The organism is Blattabacterium cuenoti, from assembly GCF_014251655.1.
GTDB classification, from domain to species: domain Bacteria; phylum Bacteroidota; class Bacteroidia; order Flavobacteriales; family Blattabacteriaceae; genus Blattabacterium; species Blattabacterium cuenoti_I.
The window spans coordinates 326,047-350,853 of the sequence record NZ_CP059225.1 but is presented as its reverse complement, the minus strand read 5'-3'; the positions used below and the strand labels follow the sequence as shown (position 1 = coordinate 350,853).

At 26.5% G+C, this 24,807-nt stretch carries 16 protein-coding genes, 1 tRNA gene and 2 pseudogenes (1 of these 19 only partly in view); 13 read left to right on the top strand and 6 right to left on the bottom strand.

The window, feature by feature from the left end:
• Positions 1 to 325: the 5' end (the start) of a ribonucleoside-diphosphate reductase subunit alpha gene (locus H0H63_RS01640; RefSeq protein ID WP_185858296.1), read on the bottom strand. It extends 1,391 nt beyond the left edge of the window; only the first 325 of its 1,716 coding nucleotides appear in the window; its start codon is at positions 323 to 325; the stop codon falls past the left edge of the window.
• Between the two features lie 12 nt (positions 326 to 337).
• Positions 338 to 2,152 (bottom strand): 30S ribosomal protein S1, encoded by a 1,815-nt coding sequence (gene rpsA / locus H0H63_RS01635; protein WP_185858295.1) that lies wholly within the window; start codon positions 2,150 to 2,152, stop codon positions 338 to 340.
• Between the two features lie 182 nt (positions 2,153 to 2,334).
• Between rpsA and dnaE the strand changes: the two genes are divergently transcribed.
• The 11 genes from dnaE to H0H63_RS01580 all read left to right on the top strand — a co-directional run bounded on the left by dnaE (position 2,335) and on the right by H0H63_RS01580 (position 18,388).
• Positions 2,335 to 6,654, top strand: a complete 4,320-nt coding sequence (gene dnaE, locus H0H63_RS01630; protein ID WP_185858294.1) for a DNA polymerase III subunit alpha — start codon at positions 2,335 to 2,337, stop codon at positions 6,652 to 6,654.
• A 153-nt stretch (positions 6,655 to 6,807) separates the two neighbouring features.
• Positions 6,808 to 8,577, top strand: coding sequence for an argininosuccinate synthase domain-containing protein (locus H0H63_RS01625; protein WP_185858293.1), 1,770 nt, complete (start codon positions 6,808 to 6,810; stop codon positions 8,575 to 8,577).
• Positions 8,574 to 9,551: an N-acetyl-gamma-glutamyl-phosphate reductase gene (gene argC, locus H0H63_RS01620; protein ID WP_185858292.1), complete on the top strand. Its 978-nt coding sequence runs from the start codon at positions 8,574 to 8,576 to the stop codon at positions 9,549 to 9,551. The genes H0H63_RS01625 and argC overlap by 4 nt, the downstream gene beginning before the upstream one ends.
• 19 nt (positions 9,552 to 9,570) lie before the next feature.
• Entirely contained in the window at positions 9,571 to 10,725 is a 1,155-nt protein-coding gene (locus H0H63_RS01615) for an aspartate aminotransferase family protein (protein WP_185858291.1), read from the top strand.
• Complete coding sequence (gene carA, locus H0H63_RS01610; RefSeq protein WP_185858290.1) at positions 10,715 to 11,821, top strand: glutamine-hydrolyzing carbamoyl-phosphate synthase small subunit; 1,107 nt, start codon at positions 10,715 to 10,717, stop codon at positions 11,819 to 11,821. The genes H0H63_RS01615 and carA overlap by 11 nt, the downstream gene beginning before the upstream one ends.
• A 20-nt stretch (positions 11,822 to 11,841) precedes the next feature.
• Positions 11,842 to 15,078 (top strand): carbamoyl-phosphate synthase (glutamine-hydrolyzing) large subunit, encoded by a 3,237-nt coding sequence (gene carB / locus H0H63_RS01605; RefSeq protein ID WP_185858289.1) that lies wholly within the window; start codon positions 11,842 to 11,844, stop codon positions 15,076 to 15,078.
• 9 nt (positions 15,079 to 15,087) lie between these two features.
• Positions 15,088 to 16,044 (top strand): Rossmann-fold NAD(P)-binding domain-containing protein, encoded by a 957-nt coding sequence (locus H0H63_RS01600; RefSeq protein ID WP_185858288.1) that lies wholly within the window; start codon positions 15,088 to 15,090, stop codon positions 16,042 to 16,044.
• Positions 16,041 to 16,826: an acetylglutamate kinase gene (gene argB / locus H0H63_RS01595; RefSeq protein WP_185858287.1), complete on the top strand. Its 786-nt coding sequence runs from the start codon at positions 16,041 to 16,043 to the stop codon at positions 16,824 to 16,826. Before H0H63_RS01600 ends, argB begins: the two co-directional genes overlap by 4 nt.
• The gene (locus H0H63_RS01590) at positions 16,817 to 17,908 is read left to right on the top strand and encodes a M20 family metallo-hydrolase (protein ID WP_185858286.1); all 1,092 of its coding nucleotides are present in this window, start codon (positions 16,817 to 16,819) and stop codon (positions 17,906 to 17,908) included. Before argB ends, H0H63_RS01590 begins: the two co-directional genes overlap by 10 nt.
• Before the next feature lie 64 nt (positions 17,909 to 17,972).
• The gene (trxA, locus tag H0H63_RS01585; RefSeq protein ID WP_185858285.1) at positions 17,973 to 18,302 is read left to right on the top strand and encodes a thioredoxin; all 330 of its coding nucleotides are present in this window, start codon (positions 17,973 to 17,975) and stop codon (positions 18,300 to 18,302) included.
• A gap of 12 nt (positions 18,303 to 18,314) precedes the next feature.
• Positions 18,315 to 18,388 (top strand) — tRNA-Asp (locus tag H0H63_RS01580).
• A 4-nt stretch (positions 18,389 to 18,392) separates the two neighbouring features.
• On the opposite strand, the gene ribB is transcribed toward H0H63_RS01580, so the two are convergent.
• The 3 genes and pseudogenes from ribB to H0H63_RS03105 form a co-directional block, all read right to left on the bottom strand.
• Positions 18,393 to 19,034 (bottom strand): 3,4-dihydroxy-2-butanone-4-phosphate synthase, encoded by a 642-nt coding sequence (gene ribB, locus H0H63_RS01575; protein WP_185858284.1) that lies wholly within the window; start codon positions 19,032 to 19,034, stop codon positions 18,393 to 18,395.
• Between the two features lie 7 nt (positions 19,035 to 19,041).
• Positions 19,042 to 20,193 (bottom strand): LptF/LptG family permease, encoded by a 1,152-nt coding sequence (locus H0H63_RS01570; RefSeq protein ID WP_185858283.1) that lies wholly within the window; start codon positions 20,191 to 20,193, stop codon positions 19,042 to 19,044.
• Between the two features lie 6 nt (positions 20,194 to 20,199).
• Positions 20,200 to 22,013 (bottom strand): annotated as a pseudogene (locus tag H0H63_RS03105) (DNA translocase FtsK 4TM domain-containing protein).
• 144 nt (positions 22,014 to 22,157) lie between these two features.
• On the opposite strand from H0H63_RS03105, the gene H0H63_RS01560 reads away from it, so the two are divergent.
• Together H0H63_RS01560 and nadD are read left to right on the top strand one after the other, a co-directional pair.
• On the top strand, positions 22,158 to 23,252 hold the full coding sequence (locus H0H63_RS01560; protein ID WP_185858282.1) for a porin: 1,095 nt from the start codon (positions 22,158 to 22,160) through the stop codon (positions 23,250 to 23,252).
• 44 nt (positions 23,253 to 23,296) lie between these two features.
• Positions 23,297 to 23,883: pseudogene (gene nadD / locus H0H63_RS01555) on the top strand (nicotinate (nicotinamide) nucleotide adenylyltransferase).
• 10 nt (positions 23,884 to 23,893) lie between these two features.
• Here nadD and H0H63_RS01550 read toward each other — a convergent pair.
• Positions 23,894 to 24,790, bottom strand: coding sequence for a 5'-3' exonuclease (locus H0H63_RS01550; protein WP_185858281.1), 897 nt, complete (start codon positions 24,788 to 24,790; stop codon positions 23,894 to 23,896).
• Positions 24,791 to 24,807 lie beyond the last annotated feature (17 nt).

Below are 24,807 nucleotides of genomic sequence, written 5' to 3'. Positions count from 1 at the left end.
TATATATTTCATACATACTATCTCCAATTCTTCCAGAAAAGCAGCTAATAGGTAGTCCTTTTTCTGTTCCTAAATTTACCATAACTGGAGTAGAAGGAATGAGCCATCCTTTCCAAAAAATATTAAAAAATTCTTTTTCTATATTAGGTTTTACAAGAATTCTTGATGCATTTTCTGATAACCTTTTATATGCTTCAAAAGGAGTTTCCCCATCTAATAAGTATCCCCCTTTAATTGTAGTTAAATATAATTCATTATTAGCCCAAACAGGAAAATCTTTTCCAACTTTCCATCCTTCTTTTTCTGCAATAGGATGTGTTTCCATTTTTATTTAGAACTATTTGTTTCTTTCTTTTTCTATTTGTTCTTTTAGTTTAGCTAATCCTTCTAGATCTCCTAAAGTAGATATTCCAAATTTTCTACTTTTTACACGTTTTTCTTTTTTTTGGTCTTTATCACGATAAATAGAGGTATGAGAAACTATAATTTTTTTAGCTTCTTTATTAAATTCTATTACTTTAAAATTAATTTTTTCTCCTTTTTTAAGAACAGTTCCATCTTTTTTTTCTAAAAATCGAAAAGGAGAAAAAGCATCTATTTCTTGGTCTTCCATAAATTTTATAGAAGCTCCTTTATCAAATAAATTTGAAATCATACCATAGTGAATACTTCCCACATGGAAGATTTTTTCATATTTATCCCATGGATTTTCCGTTAATTGCTTATGTCCTAAATTTATTCTTCTTGTTTGAGAATCTAATGCTAAAACAACAATTTCTAATCGATCGTTTATATTACAAAATTCATAAGGATGTTTAATTTTTTTTATCCATGATAAATCATTAATGTAAATAATTCCAGATATTCCTTTTTCTAATTCCAAAAAAATACCAAAATTTGTAAATTTTTTTACAATTCCAACATGTTTTGATCCTACTGGATATTTATCTTTAATATTCATCCAAGGATCTGGAGTAAGTTGTTTTACACTCAAAGACATTTTTCTTTCTTGTCTATCTATAGTCAATATAATAGCTTCTAACTCATCTCCTATTTGAACAAAATCTTGAGTAGAAGATAAATCAGTAGACCAAGACATTTCACTAATATGTAACAAGGCTTCTACTCCTGGAATAATCTCTACAAAAGCTCCATAATCTGCTAAAACACTAACTTTTCCTTTTACTTTACTTCCAACCTTTAAATTTTTATCTAAAGAGTTCCAAGGATGAGGTTGTAATTGTTTTAATCCTAATTGAACACGATTTTTATCTTTATCTACCCCTAATACAACAAATTTCAATTCTTGCTCTAATTGAACTATTTCTGTAGGATGATTAATGTGGGGCCAACTCATATCAGTGATATGAAGTAAAGCATCTACCCCCCCTAAATCTACAAATGCTCCATAAGGAAGAATGTTTTTTATTTTTCCTTCTAATACTTGACCTTTGTCTAATTTGGATATCATTTCTTTTCTCTGTTCTTCAATATCTCTTTCTATTAATATTTTGTGAGAAACAACTACATTTTTTGTTTTTTTATTGATTTTAACTACTTTTACTTCCATGGTTTTTCCTACATAAGTATCATAATCACGAACAGGTTTAACATTGATATGTGATCCAGGAAGAAAACATTCTATATCAAATAGATCCACAATTAAACCTCCTTTTGTTCTAGCTGCAACATAACCTAACATAACCTCAGATTTATCGTATGCTTCATTAATACGTTGCCAATTTCTTAGCATTTTTGCTTTTTGATACGAGAGTATACATTGTCCTTTATAATCCATTTTAACAACCATAACCTCTATTTTACTACCAATACTAATGGTAAAATCCTCCCTAAATTCATTTACAGGGATGGCTCCTTCCGCTTTGAATCCAATATCTACAATCACCGTTTTATCATTAGTAATATGTGTTACTACTCCTTCATATATTTCTAATTCTTGTATATTTGGTAAAGTTTTTGTGTATAACTCTTCAACCTTTCTTCTTTCTTCCTGAAGATCGTGATTTAAATGAGTTTCATATTTTTTCCAATCGAAATTTCTTGTAATTTTTCCCTGTTTATTTAATTGATCTTTGTCATCAAAATATAAAGAAGACGTTTTTGTTTTTATTTTTTCTGTTTGACTAAACATAATTTTTATTATTTTTTTTCACTTCACTATTGACTATTTATTTTCATTATAATATTAGAAAACATATAATAAAATAAACAGAATAAATAAAGTATTTATCTGATAGTATTGATTTTTTTTAAAAAAACAGGTAATACAAAACTAATAATTTTTCAGTAACTTTTTCTATTAATTCAAATAAAATGTACCTCATTGTTGATACTGAAACAACAGGATTACCTATCTCTTACAAAATTCCAATAACTCATACAGATAATTGGCCGAGAATTGTACAAATTTCATGGCAATGTCATGATGTCATGGGAGATTTAATAGAAACTAAAAATTTTATCATTAAACCTGACCATTATGATATTCCTTTCAATGCTTTCAAAATTCATGGAATTACTAATGAAAAAGCAGAAAAATATGGGTTTAGCTTAAAATTTGTACTCCGTGAGTTTCAAAAATCTTTTGATAAATCTCAATGTATAATTGGACATAATTTAGAATTTGATATAAAAGTTATAGAATGTGAATTTTACAGAAATAAAATAGAAATTTCTTTTAAAAAGAAAAAAATGTTGGATACTAAAGTCATTTCTGTTTCTTATTGTAAATTATTAGGAAATAAAAAAAGATTTAAATGGCCTACATTGTCTGAATTACATCAAAAACTTTTTGGAGAAAAAGTTAAAAATTTGCATAATGCGAAAAATGATGTAAAAATTACAACTCGTTGTTTTTTAGAGTTATTAAGAATTGGAATCATATCGCATCAAGATATAGGAATTGAAGAAAAAACAATATGTAAATTCAGAAATAAGTATTTTAACGGAATTATTTTTCCCCCTTTAGATTTATTAGTAGCAGACGAAGAAAAGAATTTTATAGAGAAAAAAGAAAGGATAAACTTCAATAATAGTAATAATGAAATATTAAAAAAAAAAAAATATTCTCATATTCATAATCACACTTATTTTTCTATCCTTTACTCTACTATAGATATTCAATCTTTAGTTGATAGAGCGATGCATTTTAATATGCCAGCTGTAGGAATAACAGATTACGGAAATATGATGGGATCTTTTCATTTTTTAAATGCTATTCATTCTATAAATAAAAAATATTATCCAAAAAAATCGATCAAAGGAATTGTTGGTTGCGAAGTTTTTATTTCGTACAATTATTTACAAAATAAATTTACTAAAGAACAACCTGATAAACGATATCAACAAGTTTTTTTATCTAAAAATAAAAAAGGCTATAAAAATCTTGCAAAACTTTGTTCACTTGGTTTTACAAAAGGTTTTTATGCTGGAATTCCTAGAATAGGAAAAGAACTAATTGAAAAATATAAGGATCATTTAATTGCTCTTTCCGGAGATCTTAACGCAGAAATTCCATACACTATCCTGAATTATGGAGAAAGAAAAGCAGAAAATATTTTTTTATGGTGGAAAGAGCTTTTTGGTGATGATTTTTATATAGAATTATTACGTCATGGATTAAAAGAAGAAGATCATGTCAATGATATACTACTTAAATTTTCTAGAAAATATCATGTGAAATATATTGTACAAAATAATACTTTTTATTTAGATAAAAAAGAATACAATGCTCACGATATTTTACTTTGTATAAAAAATGGAGAAAAGCAATTGACTCCTATAGGAAAAGATAAAGGTGGTCGATTTGGTTTTCCAAATCATGAATTTTACTTTAAAAATACAGAAGAAATGAAAAATATATTTTCTGATCTTCCAGAAGCTTTTGATTCTTTAGAAGAATTAGTTAGTAAAATTGAAGATTATCATCTTTCAAACGAAATATTGCTTCCAAAATTTCAAATACCAAAATATTTTGAAAATCCCATGGATCAAATAGATGGTGGAAATAGAGGAGAAAATAGATATTTAAAACGAATAACTTATGAGGGGGCTAAAAAACGTTATAAAAACATTAGCAAGGAAATTCAAAAAAGAATTCTTTTTGAATTAAATACGATAGAAAAGATTGGATACCCTGGTTATTTTCTAATTGTTCATAATTTTATTAATCAAGCTAGAAAAATGAATATTTCAGTAGGACCTGGAAGAGGATCAGTAGCCGGATCTGTTGTTGCTTATTGTATAGGAATAACGGATATAGATCCAATAAAATACCATTTACTTTTTGAACGGTTTTTAAATCCGGATAGAATATCTTTACCCGATATAGATATTGATTTTGATGATAGAGGACGTGATAAAATTATTGAATGGGTTGTTAAAAAGTATGGAAAAAACCAAGTAGCTCAAATTATAACATATGCTACGATGGGAGCAAAATCATCTATTAGAGATACTGGTCGTGTATTAAATTTATCTTTAAAAGAAACAGATCGTCTAGCAAAAATGGTTCCAAATATGTTGTCATTGAATACCATTTTATCGGAAATAAATCCATTAGAAAAAGTGAACAAAGAAGAAATAAATAATATACGAAAACTTAGAAACATAGCAAACAATAAAGATTCCTTAGAAGGAAAAGTTTTACAGCAAGCAAAAGTTATAGAAGGAACTATAAGAAGTACAGGAGTACATGCTTGTGGGATTATAATAAGTCCACATGATATTAAAGAATATATTCCAGTATCTGTATCCAAGGAATCAAATTTATTGATTACGCAATTTGACAATCACGTTGTAGAACATGCTGGATTATTAAAAATGGATTTTCTTGGATTAAAAACACTTACTATTATTAAAGATGCTGTGAATCTTATAAAAAAAAGAAGGGGAAAAAATATTAATACAGTATTTTTCTTTTCTTTAAAAGATGAAAAAACTTATTCTCTTTTTCAGAAAGGAAAAACGGTAGCTGTTTTTCAGTATGAATCTACAGGAATGCAAAAATATTTACGTAAACTAAAACCTGATAAATTTGATGATTTAATAGCAATGACTGCTTTATATAGACCTGGCCCTTTACAATATATACCTAATTTTATATCTAGAAAACATGGAAAAGAAGCAATTTCTTATGATTTACCAGAAATGGAGGAATTTTTAAAAGAAACTTATGGAATAACAGTTTATCAAGAACAAGTAATGTTAATAGCTCAAAAAATAGCTGGATTTAGTAAAGGAGAAGCGGATCTACTTAGAGTATCGATGGGAAAAAAACAAAAGAAAGTACTCAATAAAATGAAAGATCAATTTCTTGAAAAAGCTATGAAAAAAGGATATCATCAAAGTATTTTAGAAAAAATATGGAAAGATTGGGAATATTTCTCTTGTTATGCTTTTAATAAATCTCATGCTACATGTTATGCATATATAGCTTTTAAAACCGCTTATTTGAAAGCGCATTTTCCATATGAGTATATGGCTTCTGTATTGAGTAATAACATGTATAACATGAAACAACTTACTTTTTTTATAGAAGAATGTAAAAAAATGAATATGCTTGTGATGAGTCCAGATATTAACGAAAGTGATTCTTTTTTTAAAGTTATTAACCATGATGATAATAATAGTAGGATTCTATTTGGTCTTGCTGGAATCAAAGGAGTTGGAAAAAATGCTGTAAAAACAATTCTTATAGAAAGAGAAAAAAATGGTCTATACACTTCTATTTTTGATTTAGTAAAAAGAGTTGATTTACGAATAGTGAACAAAAAAACTTTAGAAAATTTAATTTTATCCGGTTCTTTAGACAGTTTTAAAATCCATAGAGAAGTCTATTTTCATAGAGAAAAAAATAATAAACTAAGTACTATAGAAAAATTGATCCGGTTTGTATCCAAATTGAAAAAAGAAAAAAATAAAAAAAAGATTGAAGGGGAGATCCCCCCTATTCCTACTATCACGGAAAACAATATATGGAGTAATATATATAAATTATCTAAAGAAAAAGAAGTATTGGGCATTTATTCTTCTGCACATCCTTTAGATGATTATTATTATGAAATAAAATATTTTACAAATCTATCTTTAGATCAATTAAAAAAAAAGGAATTTATTTCTTTAGTAGGAAAAAAAATTTCTATATGTGGTATTTTATCAAAAATAGAGAAAATAACCTATCCAAAAAGTGGAACAGAATATGGAATTTTTTTATTAGAAGATTACCATACTTCTCAAGAATTCAAAATATATGGACAACAATATTTGAAATATAAATCAATTCTTTTGAAAAACAGTTTATTATATTTATGTATTTCTATTGAAAAATCAAAAAAATATAAAGAATATAAAATAAACATCTTATATATAGAAGAATTACAAAATGTCATGAAAAAATTAGTACAGAAATTAATAATAAAAATCAATATTAAAGAATTAAATAACGTATTTATTAGTAATATAGAAAAACTTGTTTATCAACAAAAAGGAAATCAACAACTTCATATTGTTCTTTATGATAAAGAAAATAAAATTTTTTTAAATTTTGAATCTAAAAAATATGGAATTAATATTAACTCTAATTTTTTGGAAAAGCTAGAAAAAATAAAAGGATTATCTTTTTGTTTAAATTAAAAACGGATCTAAAGTATAATTAATTACAAAGACTTTATTAAATTTGTATTTAATTATTACAGTATTATAGTATTAAAGTAAAAAGTATAATATATGAAGTATTATTCATCATACCGAATAACGTTTTTATTTTCTTGGCGGGGTATTTAGAAGATGAACATAAAAGTTAGAGTATCTTATGAAGAGGATACAAAATATGCTTTCTTAATTTGTAAAAAAATTGAAGAATCAGCAAAAATTAGAGGAACTGGTATAGCAAAAAAAGATCCGGAGTATATTAAATCAAAAATGATTCATGGAAATTCCGTTATTGCTTTTTGTAATGAAAAGTTAGCGGGTTTTAGTTATCTTGATATTTTTCAAAATAAAGAATTTGTCGTCAATTCCGGTTTGATTGTTTTTCCCGAATTTAGAAAACAAGGATTGGCTAAAATTATTAAAATTAAAATATTCGAACTTTCCAAAAAAAAATTTCCTCATTCTAAAATTTTTAGTATTACAACAAGTAATCCAGTTATTAAAATAAATACTGAATTGGGTTTTAAGCCCGTTTCTTTTAACGAACTTACCCAATCAGAAGATTTTTGGAAAGGATGTCAAAGTTGCGCAAATTTTGACATTCTAACTAGAAATCATAGAAAAATGTGTCTATGTACTGGTCTTTTATATAATCCTAATACGGATACTAAAATTTATAATAATAAAAAAAATTATTTGTATCCAGGAGATAAGATTATTTTAGCTTATAGTGGGGGATTAGATACCTCTTATTGTTTAAGATATCTGATACAGGAAGGATACGATGTTCATACAGTAATTATTAATACGGGAGGATTCCATCAAGAAGAATTGAAAAAAATTGAAAAAAGAGCTTTAAGTATTGGATCTAAATCTCATAGAACTATTGATGCTATAGAAGAATACTATCAAAATTGTATAAAATATCTCATATTTGGTAATATTCTTAAGAATAATACTTATCCACTTTCAGTAAGTTCAGGAAGAATTTTTCAGGCTATTAAAATAGCACAATACGCCACTTTTATTCAAGCGAAAGCAATTGCTCATGGTAGTACAGGAGCAGGAAATGATCAAATCAGATTTGATATAGCTTTTCAAATTCTTTGCCCAGAAAAAATAACTTTATCTCCTATAAGAGATAGAAAAATATCTAGAAAAGAAGAAATTGAATATTTAAAAAATCAAGGAATATCTATTTGTTGGGATCAAGCTATATATTCTATAAATAAAGGAATTTGGGGAACTAGTATAGGAGGAAAAGAAACTCTTACTTCTTATCACGATTTTCCGGAAGAGTTTTATCCAAGTAAATTAATAAAAAGTAAAAGTGAAAAATTAGAATTAGAATTTGAAAAAGGAGAATTAGTGGGAGTTAATCAAGAAAAAGAAAATGCTATAAAAAATATAATAAAAATTGAAAAAATAGCTTCAGAATTCGCTATAGGAAGGGGGATACATATAGGAGATACTATTTTAGGTATTAAAGGAAGAGTCGCTTTTGAAGCATCAGCTGCAATTATTATTATTAAAGCTCATCATTTATTGGAGAAACATATTCTTACAAAATGGCAGCTTTATTGGAAAGAACAACTATCTAATTGGTATGGGATGTTACTTCATGAAGCTCAATATTTAGATCCTGTTATGCGTGATATAGAAAAATTTCTAAAAAGCACACAAAAAAGATTAACCGGAACTGTAAATATTATTCTATATCCTTATCGATTTCATTTAGTAGGAATAAAGTCTAAGTTTGATTTAATGGCTTCTTCTTCTAACAATATATCGGATAAATATGGAGAAATGAATTATGCTTGGACTGCAGAAGATGTTAAGGGATTTACAAAAATATTAAGCAATCAAATGAAAATGTATCACAATTTAAATAAAAAAGAAAAATGATTGAAATAGGTATTATAGGAGGAACTGGATATACTGCAGGAGAATTAATTAGATTAATCATTCATCATCCTAAAATAAAGATAAAAAGTATAGTAAGCAAAAGTAATCCAGGAAGATTGATTCATTTGATTCATCAAGATTTATTAGGAGAAATAGAAGGAATTCGGTTTAACCGTGAATTAAATCAAGAAATTGATATAGTATTTCTTTGTTCTGGACATGGACAATCTAGAAAAGTATTGAATCAAGTATCGGATAATACAAAGGTAATTGATCTTAGTCAAGATTTTAGGATGATCAATCAATCCGTTTTTAATAATAGAAATTTTATATACGGTCTTCCAGAATTTCAAAAAAAAGAAATAAAAAAATCGAATAATATAGCCAATCCTGGATGTTTTGCTACATCCATACTTTTATCTGTTCTTCCATTAGCTAAAAATAAATTATTAAGAAAAGATATTCATATTAGTGCTGTAACCGGTTCAACCGGATCTGGAGGAAGACTTAGTAATACAAACCATTTCAGTTGGAGAAACAATAATATCTCTTCGTATAAAATATTCCAACATCAGCATTTACAGGAAATTGAACAAACTATTCATCAAATACAAAATAATTTTTCTTCTAAAATTTATTTTATTCCTTATAGAGGTAATTTTTCTAGAGGAATTATAACCACTTTATATACTCATTCTACACTTTCTTTGACAAAAAATAGAGAAATATATGAAAAATATTATGAAGATCATCCATTTGTAAATATTTCGGATATCAACATCGATGTTAAACAAGTGATAAACACTAATAAATGTATTTTATATCTTCTTAAAGAAAAAGATCATTTGATTGTTATAAGCATTATAGACAATCTTATAAAAGGAGCATCTGGACAAGCTATACAAAATATGAATCTTATATTTAATTTAGATGAAACTTATGGGTTAAAACAATTAAAATCCGTTCGTTTTTGATCAAAAAAAAAAAAAAGAAATGAAATTATTTGACGTTTATCCTATTCTAAATATAGAATTAAATAAAGGAGAAGGAGTTTATGTTTTCGATACAAAAGGAAATATGTATTTAGATTTTTATGGAGGACATGCAGTAATTTCCATTGGACATTCACATCCATATTATATTCAATCTTTAATAGAACAGATCCACAAAATATCCTATTATTCTAATAGTGTTTCTATTTCTCAAAAAAATAAATTGTCAAATTTACTTGGAAGTATTTCAGGATATGAAGATTATTCTTTATTTCTATGTAATTCTGGAACAGAATCTAATGAAAATGCACTAAAAATAGCTTCTTTTCATACGGGTAAAAAAAAGATGATATTTTTTAAAGGGGCTTTTCATGGAAGAACTAGTGGAAGTATTTCGGTAACGGATAACTATAAATTGGTATCTCCTTTTAATGCTCAACATGAAACTATACTTATAGATTATAGAAATATTGATTTATTAGAAGAAAAATTAAAGAATCAAGATATTTGTGCGGTAATTACGGAAGGAATACAAGGTCTATCTGGAATCATAGATCCCGGTTCTTATTTTTTTTATAAAGTTAGAGATCTTTGCAAAAGATACGATGTCATATTGATTATTGATGAGGTACAAAGTGGATATGGAAGAACAGGATCTTTTTTTTCTCACCAATTGTATGATTCTATACGACCAGATTTAATTACTATAGCTAAAGGAATGGGGAACGGTTTTCCAATAGGAGGAGTATTAATACATCCTAAATTTAAATCCTATCATGGAATGTTAGGAAGTACGTTTGGAGGAAATTATTTAGCTTGCACAGCTGGAATATCTGTATTGGAAATTATAAAAAAAGAAAATCTAATTGAAAATGCAAAAAAAATGGGAAAAATACTGTTACAAGAATTGCGTCTCATTCCTGAAATTAAAAATATCAGAGGAAGGGGACTCATGATAGGTCTCGAATTTGATTTTCCCATTCAATATTTGAAAAATATTTTAATTTATAAAGAAAAAGTATTTATCGGTACATCTAATAATCCATGTATTTTACGATTACTTCCTCCACTTAATATTAGAGAAAATCATATAGAATTATTTATGAATAAATTAAAAAAATCCTTATTCTATTTATATAAAAAAAATGGAAAATAATAAAAGAAGAAAAAGAGCTATCCTTATGTTGGAAGATGGAATAAAGTATGAAGCTTATCATTTTGGGGCTCCAGTATCCTCTTCTGGAGAAATTGTATTTAATACGGCAATGACTGGTTATACAGAAAGTATAACAGATCCATCTTACAAAGGTCAAATATTGACTTATACTTATCCATTAATAGGAAACTACGGAATTCCATTTTCTTCTTCTTGTAAAGAATCCATTTCTAAATTTTATGAATCCGATAGGATTCAAATTTCTGGACTTATTATTTCTTATTATTCTAACCGTCCATCCCATTGGAATATGAGACTTTCTCTATCTGATTGGTTGTATAAAAATGGAGTTCCTGGATTATATGGAATAGATACAAGATACATTGCAAAAAAACTGAGAAAAATGGGGGGATCTATGTTAGGAAAAATTTTAATGAACAATGATGAAGATATTCCTTTTTATGACCCTAATCAGGATAATCTTTCTGATCAAGTATCTATTCATGAAAAAATCATATATGGAAATGGAAAATATAAAATATTACTTGTAGATTTTGGTTTAAAAAATAATATTTTACGTTGTCTTTTACAAAGAGATTGTACTATTATAAGAGTACCATGGAATTATGATTTTACGGGGGAAGAATATGATGGATTAGTTCTTTCTAATGGACCTGGAAATCCTAAAATTTATGAAAAACCTATACATTATATTCGTTTAGCTATGAAAAAGGAACGACCTATATTTGGAATTTGTTTGGGGAATCAACTACTTGGAATTGCTGCAGGAGGAGATACTTATAAATTACAATATGCACATAGAGGACATAATCAGCCCGTTTTATCATTAAAAACTGGAAAAAGTTTTATCACATCACAAAACCATGGCTATGTATTGGATGCAAAAAATATTTCTAAAGAGTGGAAAATATTTTTTAAAAATTTAAATGATGATACTTGTGAAGGGATTATTCATGATTATAAACCTTTTTTCTCGGTACAATTTCATCCAGAAGCTTCAAGTGGACCTATGGATACCGAATTTTTATTCGATTTTTTTATAAATTCAATTGTTAGAAGTAATACAATAAAGTAATAATTTTCTAAAATTAGTATATGAAAATAGAGAAAGTACTTATACTGGGATCAGGTGCATTAAAAATAGGAGAAGCTGGTGAATTTGATTATTCTGGAACACAAGCATTAAAAGCCCTTAAAGAGGAGGGCATTTATACGATATTGATTAATCCGAACATTGCAACTGTTCAAACTTCGAAAGAAATTGCTGATAAAATTTATTTTCTTCCTTTGACGTTGTTTTTTATTAAAAGTGTTATCGATAAGGAAAAACCGAAAGGGATTTTATTGTCTTTCGGGGGACAGACTGCATTAAATTGTGGAATTCAACTTTTCCAAGAAGGAGTTATAGAAAAATATAAAATTCAAGTTCTAGGAACCCCTATGGAATCTATTATTAACAGTGAAGATAGAGATTTATTCCGAAAAAAGTTAACTCATATCAACATAAAAACGGCAAAAAGTTTTGTAGTTCATTCTATAGATGAAGCTATTTCCTATTCTATGGATATAGGGTTTCCTGTTATCATTAGATCAGCTTATACCCTAGGAGGCTTAGGTAGTGGTTTGGCTAAGAATATTAATGATTTAAAAAAAATAGTCAATAAAGCTTTTTCTTATTCTTCTCAAATTGTTGTAGAAGAATATTTAATTGGATGGAAAGAAATTGAATATGAAATAGTAAGAGATAAATACGATAATTGTATTTCTGTATGTAATATGGAAAACTTTGATCCTATAGGAATTCATACAGGAGAAAGTATCGTAGTTGCTCCATCTCAAACTTTAACAAATTCTGAATATTATACCTTACGAAAATTAGCTATATGTATTGCTAGACATTTTAACATAATTGGAGAATGTAACGTCCAATTTGCATTAGATACAAGTTCAGAAGATTACCGTGTTATTGAAGTTAATGCACGTCTATCTCGTTCAAGTGCTCTTGCTTCCAAAGCAACTGGGTATCCATTAGCCTTTGTCGCTGCTAAATTAGCTGTAGGATACGGATTGCATGAATTAAGGAATTATGTAACTAAAAACACTTCTGCTTTTTTTGAGCCAGCTTTGGATTACGTAGTATGTAAAATTCCTAGGTGGGACCTAAAAAAATTTTATGGAGTTTCTAATACAATTGGAAGTAGTATGAAAAGTGTAGGAGAAGTTATGTCTATTGGAGGTTCTTTTGAAGAAGCTTTACAAAAAGGAATCCGTATGTTAGATATAGGAAAACAAGGATTCATAAACGTGAATAAAAAGAAATTGGGATCTATTCATTTATTGAAAGAATCTATAAAACAACCTACAGATCAAAGAATTTTCTTTTTAGAAGAAGCTTTAGAAGAAGGTATTTCTATGAAAGAAATACATGATTTAACAAAGATTGATCTATGGTTTTTATATCAACTCGATAATATTTTTCAAACAAAAAAAAAGATAGATCAATTTGATAATTGGAAAGATATTCCGGATGAATTATTACAAGAAGCTAAAAAAAAAGGTTTTTCGGATATGCAGATAGCTGGTATTTTTTTTATGAAAAAAAAGAATAAAAGTAATAATATTTATCATTTAGAACAAGAAATAAGAGAATATAGAAAAGAAAAAAATATAATTCCATATGTTCGTCAAATTGATACTTTAGCTTCTGAATATCCAGCACATACCAATTATTTATATTTAACTTATCATTCTATTCAACATGATATTATTTATGAAGAAGATGAAAAATCCGTTATTACACTGGGGTCTGGTGTCTATAGAATTGGAAGTAGTGTAGAATTTGATTGGTGTTGTGTCAATGCATTAAATACTATTAAGAAAGAATCTTATAGATCCATTATGATTAATTATAATCCAGAAACTGTAAGCACTGATTTTGATGTATGTGATCGGTTGTACTTTGAAGAGTTGACTTTAGAACGAGTGTTAGACATTATTGAACTAGAAAAACCTAAAGGGACCATTGTATCCATGGGGGGACAAATTCCTAATAATTTAGTTTTGAAACTTTATGAAAAAAAGATAAATATATTAGGAACTTCTCCTATTTCTATAGATAAAGTGGAAAATAGATACAAATTTTCTCATGCAATGGATGATTTAAGAATTGAACAACCTAGATGGAAAGAATTATCCGATTTTGATTCTATTCATCAATTTATCAAAGAAGTAGATTTTCCTATATTAGTTCGACCATCGTATGTTCTTTCAGGTGCGGATATGAATGTAATTTCTAACCAAGAAGAACTTCAATATTATCTTAGTGAAAAAGTAGTATCTATATCTCCTGAATATCCATTGATCATTACAGAATTTATAAAAAATGCAAAAGAAATTGAGTTAGATGCTGTTTCTCAAAATGGAGAAATTTTGTATTATGCTATATCAGAACACGTAGAGTTCGCAGGAGTCCATTCTGGAGATGCTACTTTGGTCTATCCTCCACATAATCTATATGTATCTACCTTAAAGGTAGTTATTAATACATCTAAAAAAATATCGAAATATTTTAATATATCTGGTCCTTTTAATATTCAATTTTTATCTAAAGATAATGAAGTAAAAGTAATTGAATGCAATTTGAGAGCCTCAAGGAGTTTTCCTTTTGTATCAAAAGTTTCTAATTTTAATATGATTGAATTAGCTACTCAAGTTATTCTTGGAAAAAAGAAAAATAAAATAGAACCTAATTTTTTTATTACAAATTTTTTAGGAGTAAAAGCTTCCCAATTTTCTTTTTCTCGTTTACAAAATGCAGATCCTATTTTAGGTGTTGATATGACTTCCACAGGAGAAGTAGGATGTTTAGGAAATACTTTTGATGAAGCACTTTTAAAGTCTATGCTTTCTGTTGGTTATATTATTCCAAAAAAAAATATATTGATATCTGGAGGTCCTATTAGATCAAAATTAGACCTTTTAGAAGGGATCAAACTATTACATAGAAAAGGATATATATTATATGCTACAGAAGGAACCAATAATTTTTTATCCAATAATGGAATTCCTTCTATCAAAGTTTATTGGCCTAATGTAAAGAAATATTCCAATGTTATTGAATTAATTAAAAATAGAAAATTGGATCTTATTATTAATATTCCAAAAAATTTAAGTAAACCAGAATTGGATAACGATTATACAATAAGACGTTATGCCGTAGATTTTAATATTCCTTTACTTACTAATACACGTTTAGCCAAAGTTTTTATACAAGCATTTTGTAATTTATCTATGGATCAATTATTTATAAAAGATTGGAATGAATATAAATGAATGAAATTTATGAAAAATTTTTTTAGCGTAGAAGATGTTACTGATGTATATGATCTTGTTAAAGATGCTCTTCTTTTAAAGAAAAATCCATATAATTTTAAGAATTTTGGAAGAAACAAAACAATAGGATTAGTTTTCTTTAATCCTAGTTTACGTACAAGGATTAGTTGTCAAAAAGCAGCTTCCAATTTGGGATGTAATACTTGGGTATTAGATATCCACCAAGATTCTTGGAAAATTGAAATGAGTGATGGAAATATCATGAAAACGACACAAGAACATCTGAAAGAAGCTATTTCTGTAATGAGTATATACTGTGATATTCTTGCCGTAAGAACTTTTCCAAATCTTTTGGATAAAGAATATGATTATCAAGAAGTTTTATTTCATAAAATATTAAAATATTCTAAAGTTCCAGTAGTCAATATGGAAAGTGCAACCTTACATCCTTTGCAGTCTTTAGCAGATGTAATGACTATTGCAGAATTTACATCTTTTTTTAAAAAACGATGTAAAGTAGTGTTAAGTTGGGCTCCTCATATAAAACCGTTACCTCATTCTGTAGCAAATTCTTTTTCTCAATGGATTTCCAAAATAGATCAAATAGATTTCATGATGACGTATCCAGAGAGATATAATCTTCATAAAAAATTTTCTAATGGAATTTCTACTACATATAACCAAAATGAAGCATTTATAAATGCAGATTTTATTTATGCTAAAAATTGGAGTAGCTATTTAGATTATGGAAAAATTATTTGTAAAAGTTTTGAATGGATGATTACTGAAAAAAAGATGAAACTAACCAATGAAGCTAAATTTATGCACTGTTTACCTGTAAGGAGAAATGTAGTCGTGGAAGATTCGGTTTTAGATAGCAAATATTCCATTGTCTTACAACAAGCAGAAAATAGAATTTTTGCTTCTCAAATAATTTTTTTAAAAATTCTACAATATTTATCATGAAAATCCATATAGTAAAAATTGGAGGTCATTTAATTAATGATCAAAAAATTCTTAATGATGTTTTAAAAAATTTTTGCAAATTACAAGGATACAAAGTATTAATTCATGGAGGAGGAAGGAAAGCCGATTTTATATTAAATAAAATGGGGATTTCTAAAAACATTGTACAAGGTAGAAGAATAACAGATAAAGAAACTTTGGATATAGTTGTAATGACTTATGCCGGAATAATTAATAAAAATATTGTAGCCATATTACAATCAAATCATTGTAATGCTTTAGGTTTATGTGGGGCAGATGGAAATTCTATTCAATCATATTTACGGAATAATATAAATATTAATTATGGATATGTAGGGGATATCAACAAACAAAGTATTAATACCCATTTCATCAAATTTTTATTGAATCAAAAGATAATTCCTGTATTCTGTTCTATAACCCATAATGGGATAGGAGATTTACTAAATACAAATGCAGATACAATAGCTTCTTATATAGCTATATCCTTAGCAAAAGAAAAGAATAACGAAATAAATTTACATTTTTGTTTTGAAAAACAAGGAGTTTTACGAGATCTACATAATCCTAAATCTTATTTTCAAAGAATAAATTTTCATTCATTTCAAGAAATGAAAAAAAATCATACCATAAAAAATGGTATGATTCCTAAATTGGAAAATGCTTTTTTTGCATTAAAAAATGGAGTCTCTCAGGTTAGTATAGGTTTACCTAATCATTATTTAAATGACATGAATAATAATACTATTTTATGTCTGTAGTAGTTAATTTGAAAATATTAAAAAAGGAAGCTATTCAACTTCTTATTCAATTAATCAATACCCCTTCTATATCCAAAAAAGAAAATAAGGTTTCGATCCTTATTGAGGATTATCTTCATCAATATGGATTTGATGTAAAAAGAAAATTTAACAATATATGGACTGAAAGTTCTAATTATTCCAAAAAAGAAAATAATAGACGAACTATATTATTAAATTCTCATCATGATACGGTTAAACCAGGAAAAAATTGGATAAAAAATCCTTTTACTGCTATAAAAAAAGATAACAAAATTATTGGATTAGGTAGTAATGATGCTGGGGGGTCCGTAGTTTCATTAATATCTACTTTCATATATTTAAGTAGTTTATATGAATTACCTTACCGATTGATTCTTTCAATTACTGCAGAAGAAGAAATATCTGGATCTTTAGGAGTAAGAGCTATTTTACCGGAATTGGGATCTATAGATTTAGGTATTGTAGGAGAGCCTACAAATATGCAAGTAGCTATTGCTGAAAAAGGATTACTAGTATTGGATTGCATCTCTGAAGGAAAAACCGGTCATTCTGCGAGAGATATAGGAATTAATGCTATTTACATAGCTACAAAAGATATAGAACATTTAAAAAAGTTTTCTTTCAATAGAAAATCTAAATTTCTAGGTTTTACTACCTTAAATGTAACTCAAATACAAGGAGGAATACAACATAATATTATCCCTGATTTTTGTTCTTTTGTTATAGATATTAGAAATAATGAATTATACCGAAATGAGGAGTTAATTGAAATCATACAAAAAGAAATTCGCTCTAAAATAAAACCTAGAAATTCTCATTTAAATTCTTCTTTTATAGATCCTATGCATCCGATTGTTATAAAGGCTAAATCGATAGGAAGGAATACTTATGGATCTCCTACATTATCAGATCAAAGTATTATGCCTTTTCCTACTATTAAAATGGGAGTTGGAGATAGTGTACGTTCTCATACCCCTAATGAATACGTTTTTATTTCAGAAATCATGGAAGGAATAGATATTTATATCGGTTTATTAAAAGATTTTAACTTTGGAATTTGAAACAAAAAAAAAAGGTAAATTTGTATTGTAATGTTTTTTTATTTTTAAATCAATAAAAAAAAGTATGTTACAAGAAATAAACGATGATAATTTTGATCAAGTCGTATTATCCAAATCGAAAAAACCCATTATAGTAGATTTTTGGGCTCCATGGTGTGCTCCATGTAGAGCTTTGTATGGGGTACTAGAAGATGTATTAACTGAATATCATACTAAAATATTAGTTTTTAAGTTAAATGTAGATAATAATCCAAAAACTTCTTCTAAATATGGAATACGCAGTATACCGACTCTAATTTTTTTTAAAAATGGAGAAAAACAAGATGTCCATATTGGAATGGCTTCTAAAGAGGATATAAGAAAAAAATTAGATTCTTTAATAATTATTCAATAAAATAGTTTTTTTGGTCTGGTAGTTTAGTTGGTTAGAATACATGCCTGTCACGCATGGGGTCGCGGGTTCAAATCCCGTCCAGACCGTATTTTATAGATATGATGCTATATTTTTTATTTTATATTTGATGATATCCTCTATGGATATAATTTTCATATGAAATTTTTTAGCTATTTGAATCAATTGTGGAAGACGTGCCATAGATCCATTTTTATTAAGAATTTCTACTATTACTCCTCCAGGAGTGCATCCAGCCATTTTAGTGATATCAATAGCAGCTTCTGTATGTCCAGGTCGTTCTAATACTCCTCCTTTTTTTGCTCTAATAGGAAAAATGTGACCTGGTTTGTTGAATGATTCCGGATTTAATTCCTTGACTAGAGCAAGAATAGTTTTTGCTCTATCTGAAACGGAAATTCCAGTACTTACGCCGTATCCTCGTAGATCAACAGATACCGTAAAAGCCGTTTTTATAGGATCTGTATTGTTTTTTACCATCATAGGTAGTTCTAATTGATCACATTTTTTTTCTGTTAAAGAAACACAAACTAATCCTCTACCATGAGTTATGAGAAAATTCACAATTTTAGGGGTTATTTTTTCAGCGGCTACTATAAAATCTCCTTCATTTTCACGATATTTATCATCAACTACAATAATAATTTTTCCATGTTGAATATCCTGTATAGCCTCTTCAATCCCATCTAAATTTTTATTCGAATCAAAACCCATATTTTTATTATTCTTTTATATATAAAAAATTATCCATAACAGTATGATAAGTAATCCATATACTTACTGGAAAAAAAATAAGATTCGGAATCCATGCTCCTATCCATGGATAAATTTCATATCTTTCAACTTTATTTTGAGTGATGGTAAGCAAAATATAATAAATGATGAATATAATTAGAGCCATAATAGTTGGGTAACCTATTCCTCCCTTTCTAATAATAGCTCCTAATGGAGCTCCAATAAGAAACATTATAATACATGTTATTGGAAATGTAAATTTTTTTTGTAATTCTAATTGTACTTTTGACAAGTATATTTTATTCTCAAAAACGTGATTTTTTTTTTCTTTTTTTAAAAGATGAATTGCTTCAATAAGGTTTTTTGTATTAAGGGTTTGGTAATAAAAATCATTATTATATTTTATTTCTTTTTCTGAAGACTCTGAAGGAATTTTAAAATTTTGAATGAAAGTATCAAATTGTACAATTTGATAAGAGGAATCATTAATTCCATTTTCACTATAAAAAATACCATTAATTAATTTAAATTGAATATATCCATCTTTTTTATTGGAAAGAAAAATTGCTCTTTTAGAAAGAATAGTATTGACAAGTGAATTTTTTCCATAAAAAAAAATAAAGATGTTATGTAATTGATTATTATATTTCCTATCTATTTTTATGAAACAATTTGGTAAAAAATTAACAAAGAAACCTTCCTTTAACTTTAAATAGGGATGAGCTAACGATATTTGATATCCTAATTTTTTAGCTTTCATTTTTGCTTTTGGAATGACAAAATCTGAAAAAAAATATAATACAATGGATAATATAATCGTTATTATCAAAATAGGTTTCATGGCACGGAAAAGAGATATTCCAGAAGATTTAAAAATTATAAGTTCTTGATTTTCTGATAAATCTCCAAACATCATAATAGAAGTAAGCAATAAGGTAATAGGAGTAACTAATGGAATAATAGATAAACCAAAGTAATATATAAATTTTAATATTATGAAAATATCAATGTTTTTACCAGTTAATTCGTCTATTTTACTCCAAAAAAATTGAATCATAAAAAGGACCCATATTGTAGAAAAAATTACTAAAAAAGGAGTAATAAATAAACGAATCATGTATAAATCAATCTTTTTCATTCCTTATTAAATATTCTTATCCGGTTCAGGAAGAAAAAAATATTCATTTTTTTGATTGTGATTTCCATAAAAATCAACTATTTTTTGAATATCTGATAAATTCATGAAAGGACATTGTAACCGTATTAATTCATTTTTGTTAGAAAAAAGAAGGTCCCCTTTCCCTATCAATTGTTCAGCTCCTGTACAATCTAATATTGTTCTAGAATCTATTTTAGAACTAACTTTAAATGCAATTCTTGCAGTGAAATTAGATTTTATCAAACCAGTAATGACATCAACTGATGGACGTTGTGTTGCTATAATTAAATGAATGCCAACCGCACGAGCAAGTTGTGAAAGTCTAGTTATATATATTTCTGTTTCTTTAGAAAAAGAAAAACTTAAATCTGCAAACTCATCAATAATTAGTATGATATAAGGTAAATGATATTTTTTATGGTTATTAATATTGTATTCTTTAATGTTTCTTACCTTATATTTTTCTAAAATAGCATATCTTTTATCCATCTCTTTACATAAAGAATTTAATATATTTTTTACTTCATGTAAATTAGTAATGATAGGTTTATAATTCGGTAGGGTAGCAAAATAAGATTTGGAAATAGTTTTGTATATAGATAATTCTACTTTTTTGGGATCTATCAAAATAAATTTTATATCTTCTGGATTTTTTTGATATAACAAAAAAATAATCATGACATTTAATCCTACGGATTTTCCTTGACCGGTTGATCCGGCTATAAGCAAATGAGGCATGTTGGCTAAATCTATGATAAAAATTTCATTAAATACTGTTTTTCCTAAAAAAATAGGTAACTCCATTTGATGACTCTTTTTTTCACTTTCTTCTGAGAAAAGAATCTCTTTCATATAAACTGTATGACGTTGTTTATTCGGTATTTCTATTCCAATTGATCCTTTTCCAGGGATGGGAGCTATAATTCGTATGGATATAGCGGATAAATTTAAGGCAATCTCATTTTTTAAGTTCTTTATTTTTGAAATTTTAGTTCCTACCTTAGGATAGATTTCATACAAAGTAATAGTAGGGCCTATGATCCCTGTAATTTTATATATTTCTATTTTATAATAGTTTAGTATTTGAATAATTTTTTTTTTATTAGATTCCAAGTCTATGTCAGTGAATGATAAAAAATCTTTTTTTTTATTATAAAGAATAGAATGTAGAATATTTTTATTATTCTTGTCTATTTTTTTAGATGGAAGACGGATTCTCTTTTTTTTTAAAAAGTAAAAAAATTTTGATATTTTATCTATTATTTTTTCAATATATAGTTTTTTTTTTTTATTCCATTTTTTATGTTTATAGTAGTTATATGGAAAATAATGATAGAGTAAAAAATAATACTCGTAAAAATAAGTATATATGATCCTACTTTTCCAAATAAGTGAATTAAAAAATTCCCTATTTCAAATCCAAAAATTCCACTAAATATTCCTCGATCAGGAATAATCATATGAAAAGTAATTGGAATCCATATACTGAAAAATATAAATTTATATATAGTTGATTTATAAAAAGTATTCAATAGTTTTTTTTTTATCAAAAGAATTTTTAATCCTGTTAAAAATAATAGGATTGGAATAAAAAAAGCACTAATTCCTATTCCACAATGAATAAAATAGTGAGCTAAAGTAGCCCCTATTTTTCCAAGTAAATTTTCTGCAATAATTTCTTTATCAAAAAGTTTTTCTAGTTGACTTTGATCATTTTCCCAATGAAAAAGGAAAGATAAAAAGCTTAGGAACAAAAAAAGACTACTTCCTAGCAAAAAAAATCCAAAAATGGTTATTATATTATTTTTTTTTCTGCTTTTTTTTCTTGAAATATTTTTGGGTTGCATACAAAAGGATTTATGAAAAAAAATTTTATCTATTTTTTTTGATTCAAGTTTTTTTTTGGGAAATTTATTATATTAATAATAAATAAAATCAAAAAAATGAAAAAAACAAAATTTATTTTACTTATTTTTTTATTTTCTTATTCTTTTTATAGTCATGCCACAACTATAAACAAAGATAAAACCCCTTATTTTAACATATTTGTAGATTTTACGAATAGTATAAATTCTACAATAAAAAAAGATTTTTTTGAAGGATCTCGTTTTTATGATGATCATTTAAATTTGGAAGTGATCGGAAAGGTAAATGATAAAATCAGTTATTGTTTTTCCAATAAACTGAATAAAAAAAATATGGATAAAATAGTTGATTTAGCTTATTTAAAATATAAGTGGAATGATAACCTTTATTTTTTAATAGGAAAACAAGCGGCATCTTTTGGAAGTATGGAATATGCTAATAAGGAAACTGCATATCGATATACAGATGTATACAAAAATAAGGATAATCCTGTTGGATTCAGTTTTATTTATATTCCAATAAAAAATCATGAATTTCAATTACAAGTTGTAAATAGTATTTCAAATAATAACCAGGAAAAAGATACAATTCAAAAAGTGAACACCCCTATGGGGTATTCTATGAATTGGAATTGGAGTTGGAATAAAATCATACGAAATAGATGGTCCTATTCTATCTTTCAAGAAAATGAAAATAAAAAATTTTGGAAATTACTAGCTTTAGGGAGTCAATTCCATATGAACCCTATTTCTATAGAAGCAGACTACATATTAAGTGATGAGGATATAGAAAGAAATGGTTCTATTACAAAAATATTACAATCATATAATCATGATTATAAAAATACAGCTTCTGTAAAATATGGAACTTATTTAGTCAAATTAAAATATAACTTTATTCCAAAATGGAATTTAATTGCAAAAGGTGTATATGAAATGGGAAGCTCTAAAAAAGGAACTAATGATATTCTTGGAGAAAAAAAATTGTTCAAAAAAGCATATACTTATTATGGAGGTATAGAATTTGTTCCCACAATTCATCATGAAGATCTTAGTTTTCATTTTGTATATCAAAATCAAAGGGTCAACTATAATTTAGATCAGATTAAAAAAGAAAATAAAAATGATCATTTTATTATTTTAGGATTGAGTTATCGTGTTAAGATCATTTAAAAAATAAAAATATCGAGATCATACTCGGTATTTTTTTTACTGGTATGAAAAAAATAGGACTTTATTTTGGATCATTTAATCCTATCCATTTAGGACATATAATCATTGCTAATCATATAATAGAATTTTCAAGCATAGATCATGTTTGGTTTGTGGTTTCTCCACAAAATCCATTAAAAAAAAAAATCTTTTAGATTATGAACACCGTATAAAAATGGTTAAAATGGCTATTTATGGTTATGATAAAATGAGGGTATTGGATATAGAATATGGATATTATCCTTCTTATACAATTCATACCCTACATAATATTGAAAAAAAATATCCTAATAATAGATTTTCTATTCTTTTGGGAAAAGATTCTTTTTTTTCTTTAAAAAAATGGAAAGATTATAAAATTATTTTGAATAAATATGATATTTTGGTTTACCCTAGAATTGGATTTTTTTTTAAAAATGTTCCTTTTTTACAACATCATAAGAAGGACATAATTTTTTTGGAAGCTCCAATTATTGAAATATCTTCTTCTTTAATTCGTAACGCAATTTTAGAAGGAAAAAATATGAAACCTATGCTTCATCCAGAAGTTTGGAACTATATGGAAAAATATAATTTTTATAGAACTAACTAAAGTTAGTCTTTCATTTTATATTTTTATAATATTGATAAGCCTTTTTTAATAATCTTATAAATTCCAGTTCTTCGAATATTTTTTGAATAGAATTCCAATTTGGTTTTTTAACATGAAATTTTTCCTCATGAAAATAAAATAGTGGAATATTAGTAACAATAGTAATTAATTTTTTGGATAAAATACCTAAACTTTTGTTATTTTCAATGTTTTTTTTAATCTTACCGTTAAGATGATGAACAGAATCTAGTAACTTTTCAATACTTCCATATTTTTGAATAAATTTTATAGCATTTTTTTCTCCTATTCCTGGAAATCCTGGTATATTATCAGAAGGGTCCCCCATTATTCCCCATAAATCTATAACTTGTTTTGGATCGTCTACCCCAAATTTTTCTTTGATTTCTTTTATTCCTAATATTTTTTTTTGATTTCCTTTAAAAGGTGGGATATAAACTTTAATATTTTTTGTAACCAATTGGAAAAAATCCTTGTCTAAAGTAATTATATAAATGAGATACCCTTTATTTTCTGCTTGTTTAGCTATTGTTCCGATCATATCATCAGCTTCATATCCGTTTGGAGCATGAAAATAAGAAATTTTAAAAGTGTTTAGAATTTTTATAATATAGGGAATAGCTGTGGAAATAGCTTCCGGTGTTTTTTTTCTATGTGCTTTATATTTGTAATATTCTTTTTTTCGAAAAGAGGTTTCTTTATTTGAATCAAAAATAGTAGACATATAAGATGGTTTTTCATTATTTAATGTATTAATCAACAAATATGTGAAATTTACGATAGGAGAAGTGTTAAGTCCTTTTGAAGTAAAAAGAGGATTTTTTTTATAAGCATAAAAACTCTGATAAATAATAGGATATGCATCTATTAAAAATAATTTTTTATTCATACATTAATTTTTAATTA

Coding starts and splice junctions, on each gene's coding strand:
- argC (WP_185858292.1), top strand. CDS start 8,574: ATGATTGAAATAGGTATTATAGGAGGAACTGGATATACTGCAGGAGAA.
- H0H63_RS01570 (WP_185858283.1), bottom strand. CDS start 20,193: ATGAAAAAGATTGATTTATACATGATTCGTTTATTTATTACTCCTTTT.
- H0H63_RS01600 (WP_185858288.1), top strand. CDS start 15,088: ATGAAAAATTTTTTTAGCGTAGAAGATGTTACTGATGTATATGATCTT.
- trxA (WP_185858285.1), top strand. CDS start 17,973: ATGTTACAAGAAATAAACGATGATAATTTTGATCAAGTCGTATTATCC.
- H0H63_RS01590 (WP_185858286.1), top strand. CDS start 16,817: ATGTCTGTAGTAGTTAATTTGAAAATATTAAAAAAGGAAGCTATTCAA.
- ribB (WP_185858284.1), bottom strand. CDS start 19,034: ATGGGTTTTGATTCGAATAAAAATTTAGATGGGATTGAAGAGGCTATA.
- H0H63_RS01560 (WP_185858282.1), top strand. CDS start 22,158: ATGAAAAAAACAAAATTTATTTTACTTATTTTTTTATTTTCTTATTCT.
- H0H63_RS01550 (WP_185858281.1), bottom strand. CDS start 24,790: ATGAATAAAAAATTATTTTTAATAGATGCATATCCTATTATTTATCAG.
- dnaE (WP_185858294.1), top strand. CDS start 2,335: ATGTACCTCATTGTTGATACTGAAACAACAGGATTACCTATCTCTTAC.
- H0H63_RS01615 (WP_185858291.1), top strand. CDS start 9,571: ATGAAATTATTTGACGTTTATCCTATTCTAAATATAGAATTAAATAAA.
- carA (WP_185858290.1), top strand. CDS start 10,715: ATGGAAAATAATAAAAGAAGAAAAAGAGCTATCCTTATGTTGGAAGAT.
- H0H63_RS01625 (WP_185858293.1), top strand. CDS start 6,808: ATGAACATAAAAGTTAGAGTATCTTATGAAGAGGATACAAAATATGCT.
- carB (WP_185858289.1), top strand. CDS start 11,842: ATGAAAATAGAGAAAGTACTTATACTGGGATCAGGTGCATTAAAAATA.
- rpsA (WP_185858295.1), bottom strand. CDS start 2,152: ATGTTTAGTCAAACAGAAAAAATAAAAACAAAAACGTCTTCTTTATAT.
- argB (WP_185858287.1), top strand. CDS start 16,041: ATGAAAATCCATATAGTAAAAATTGGAGGTCATTTAATTAATGATCAA.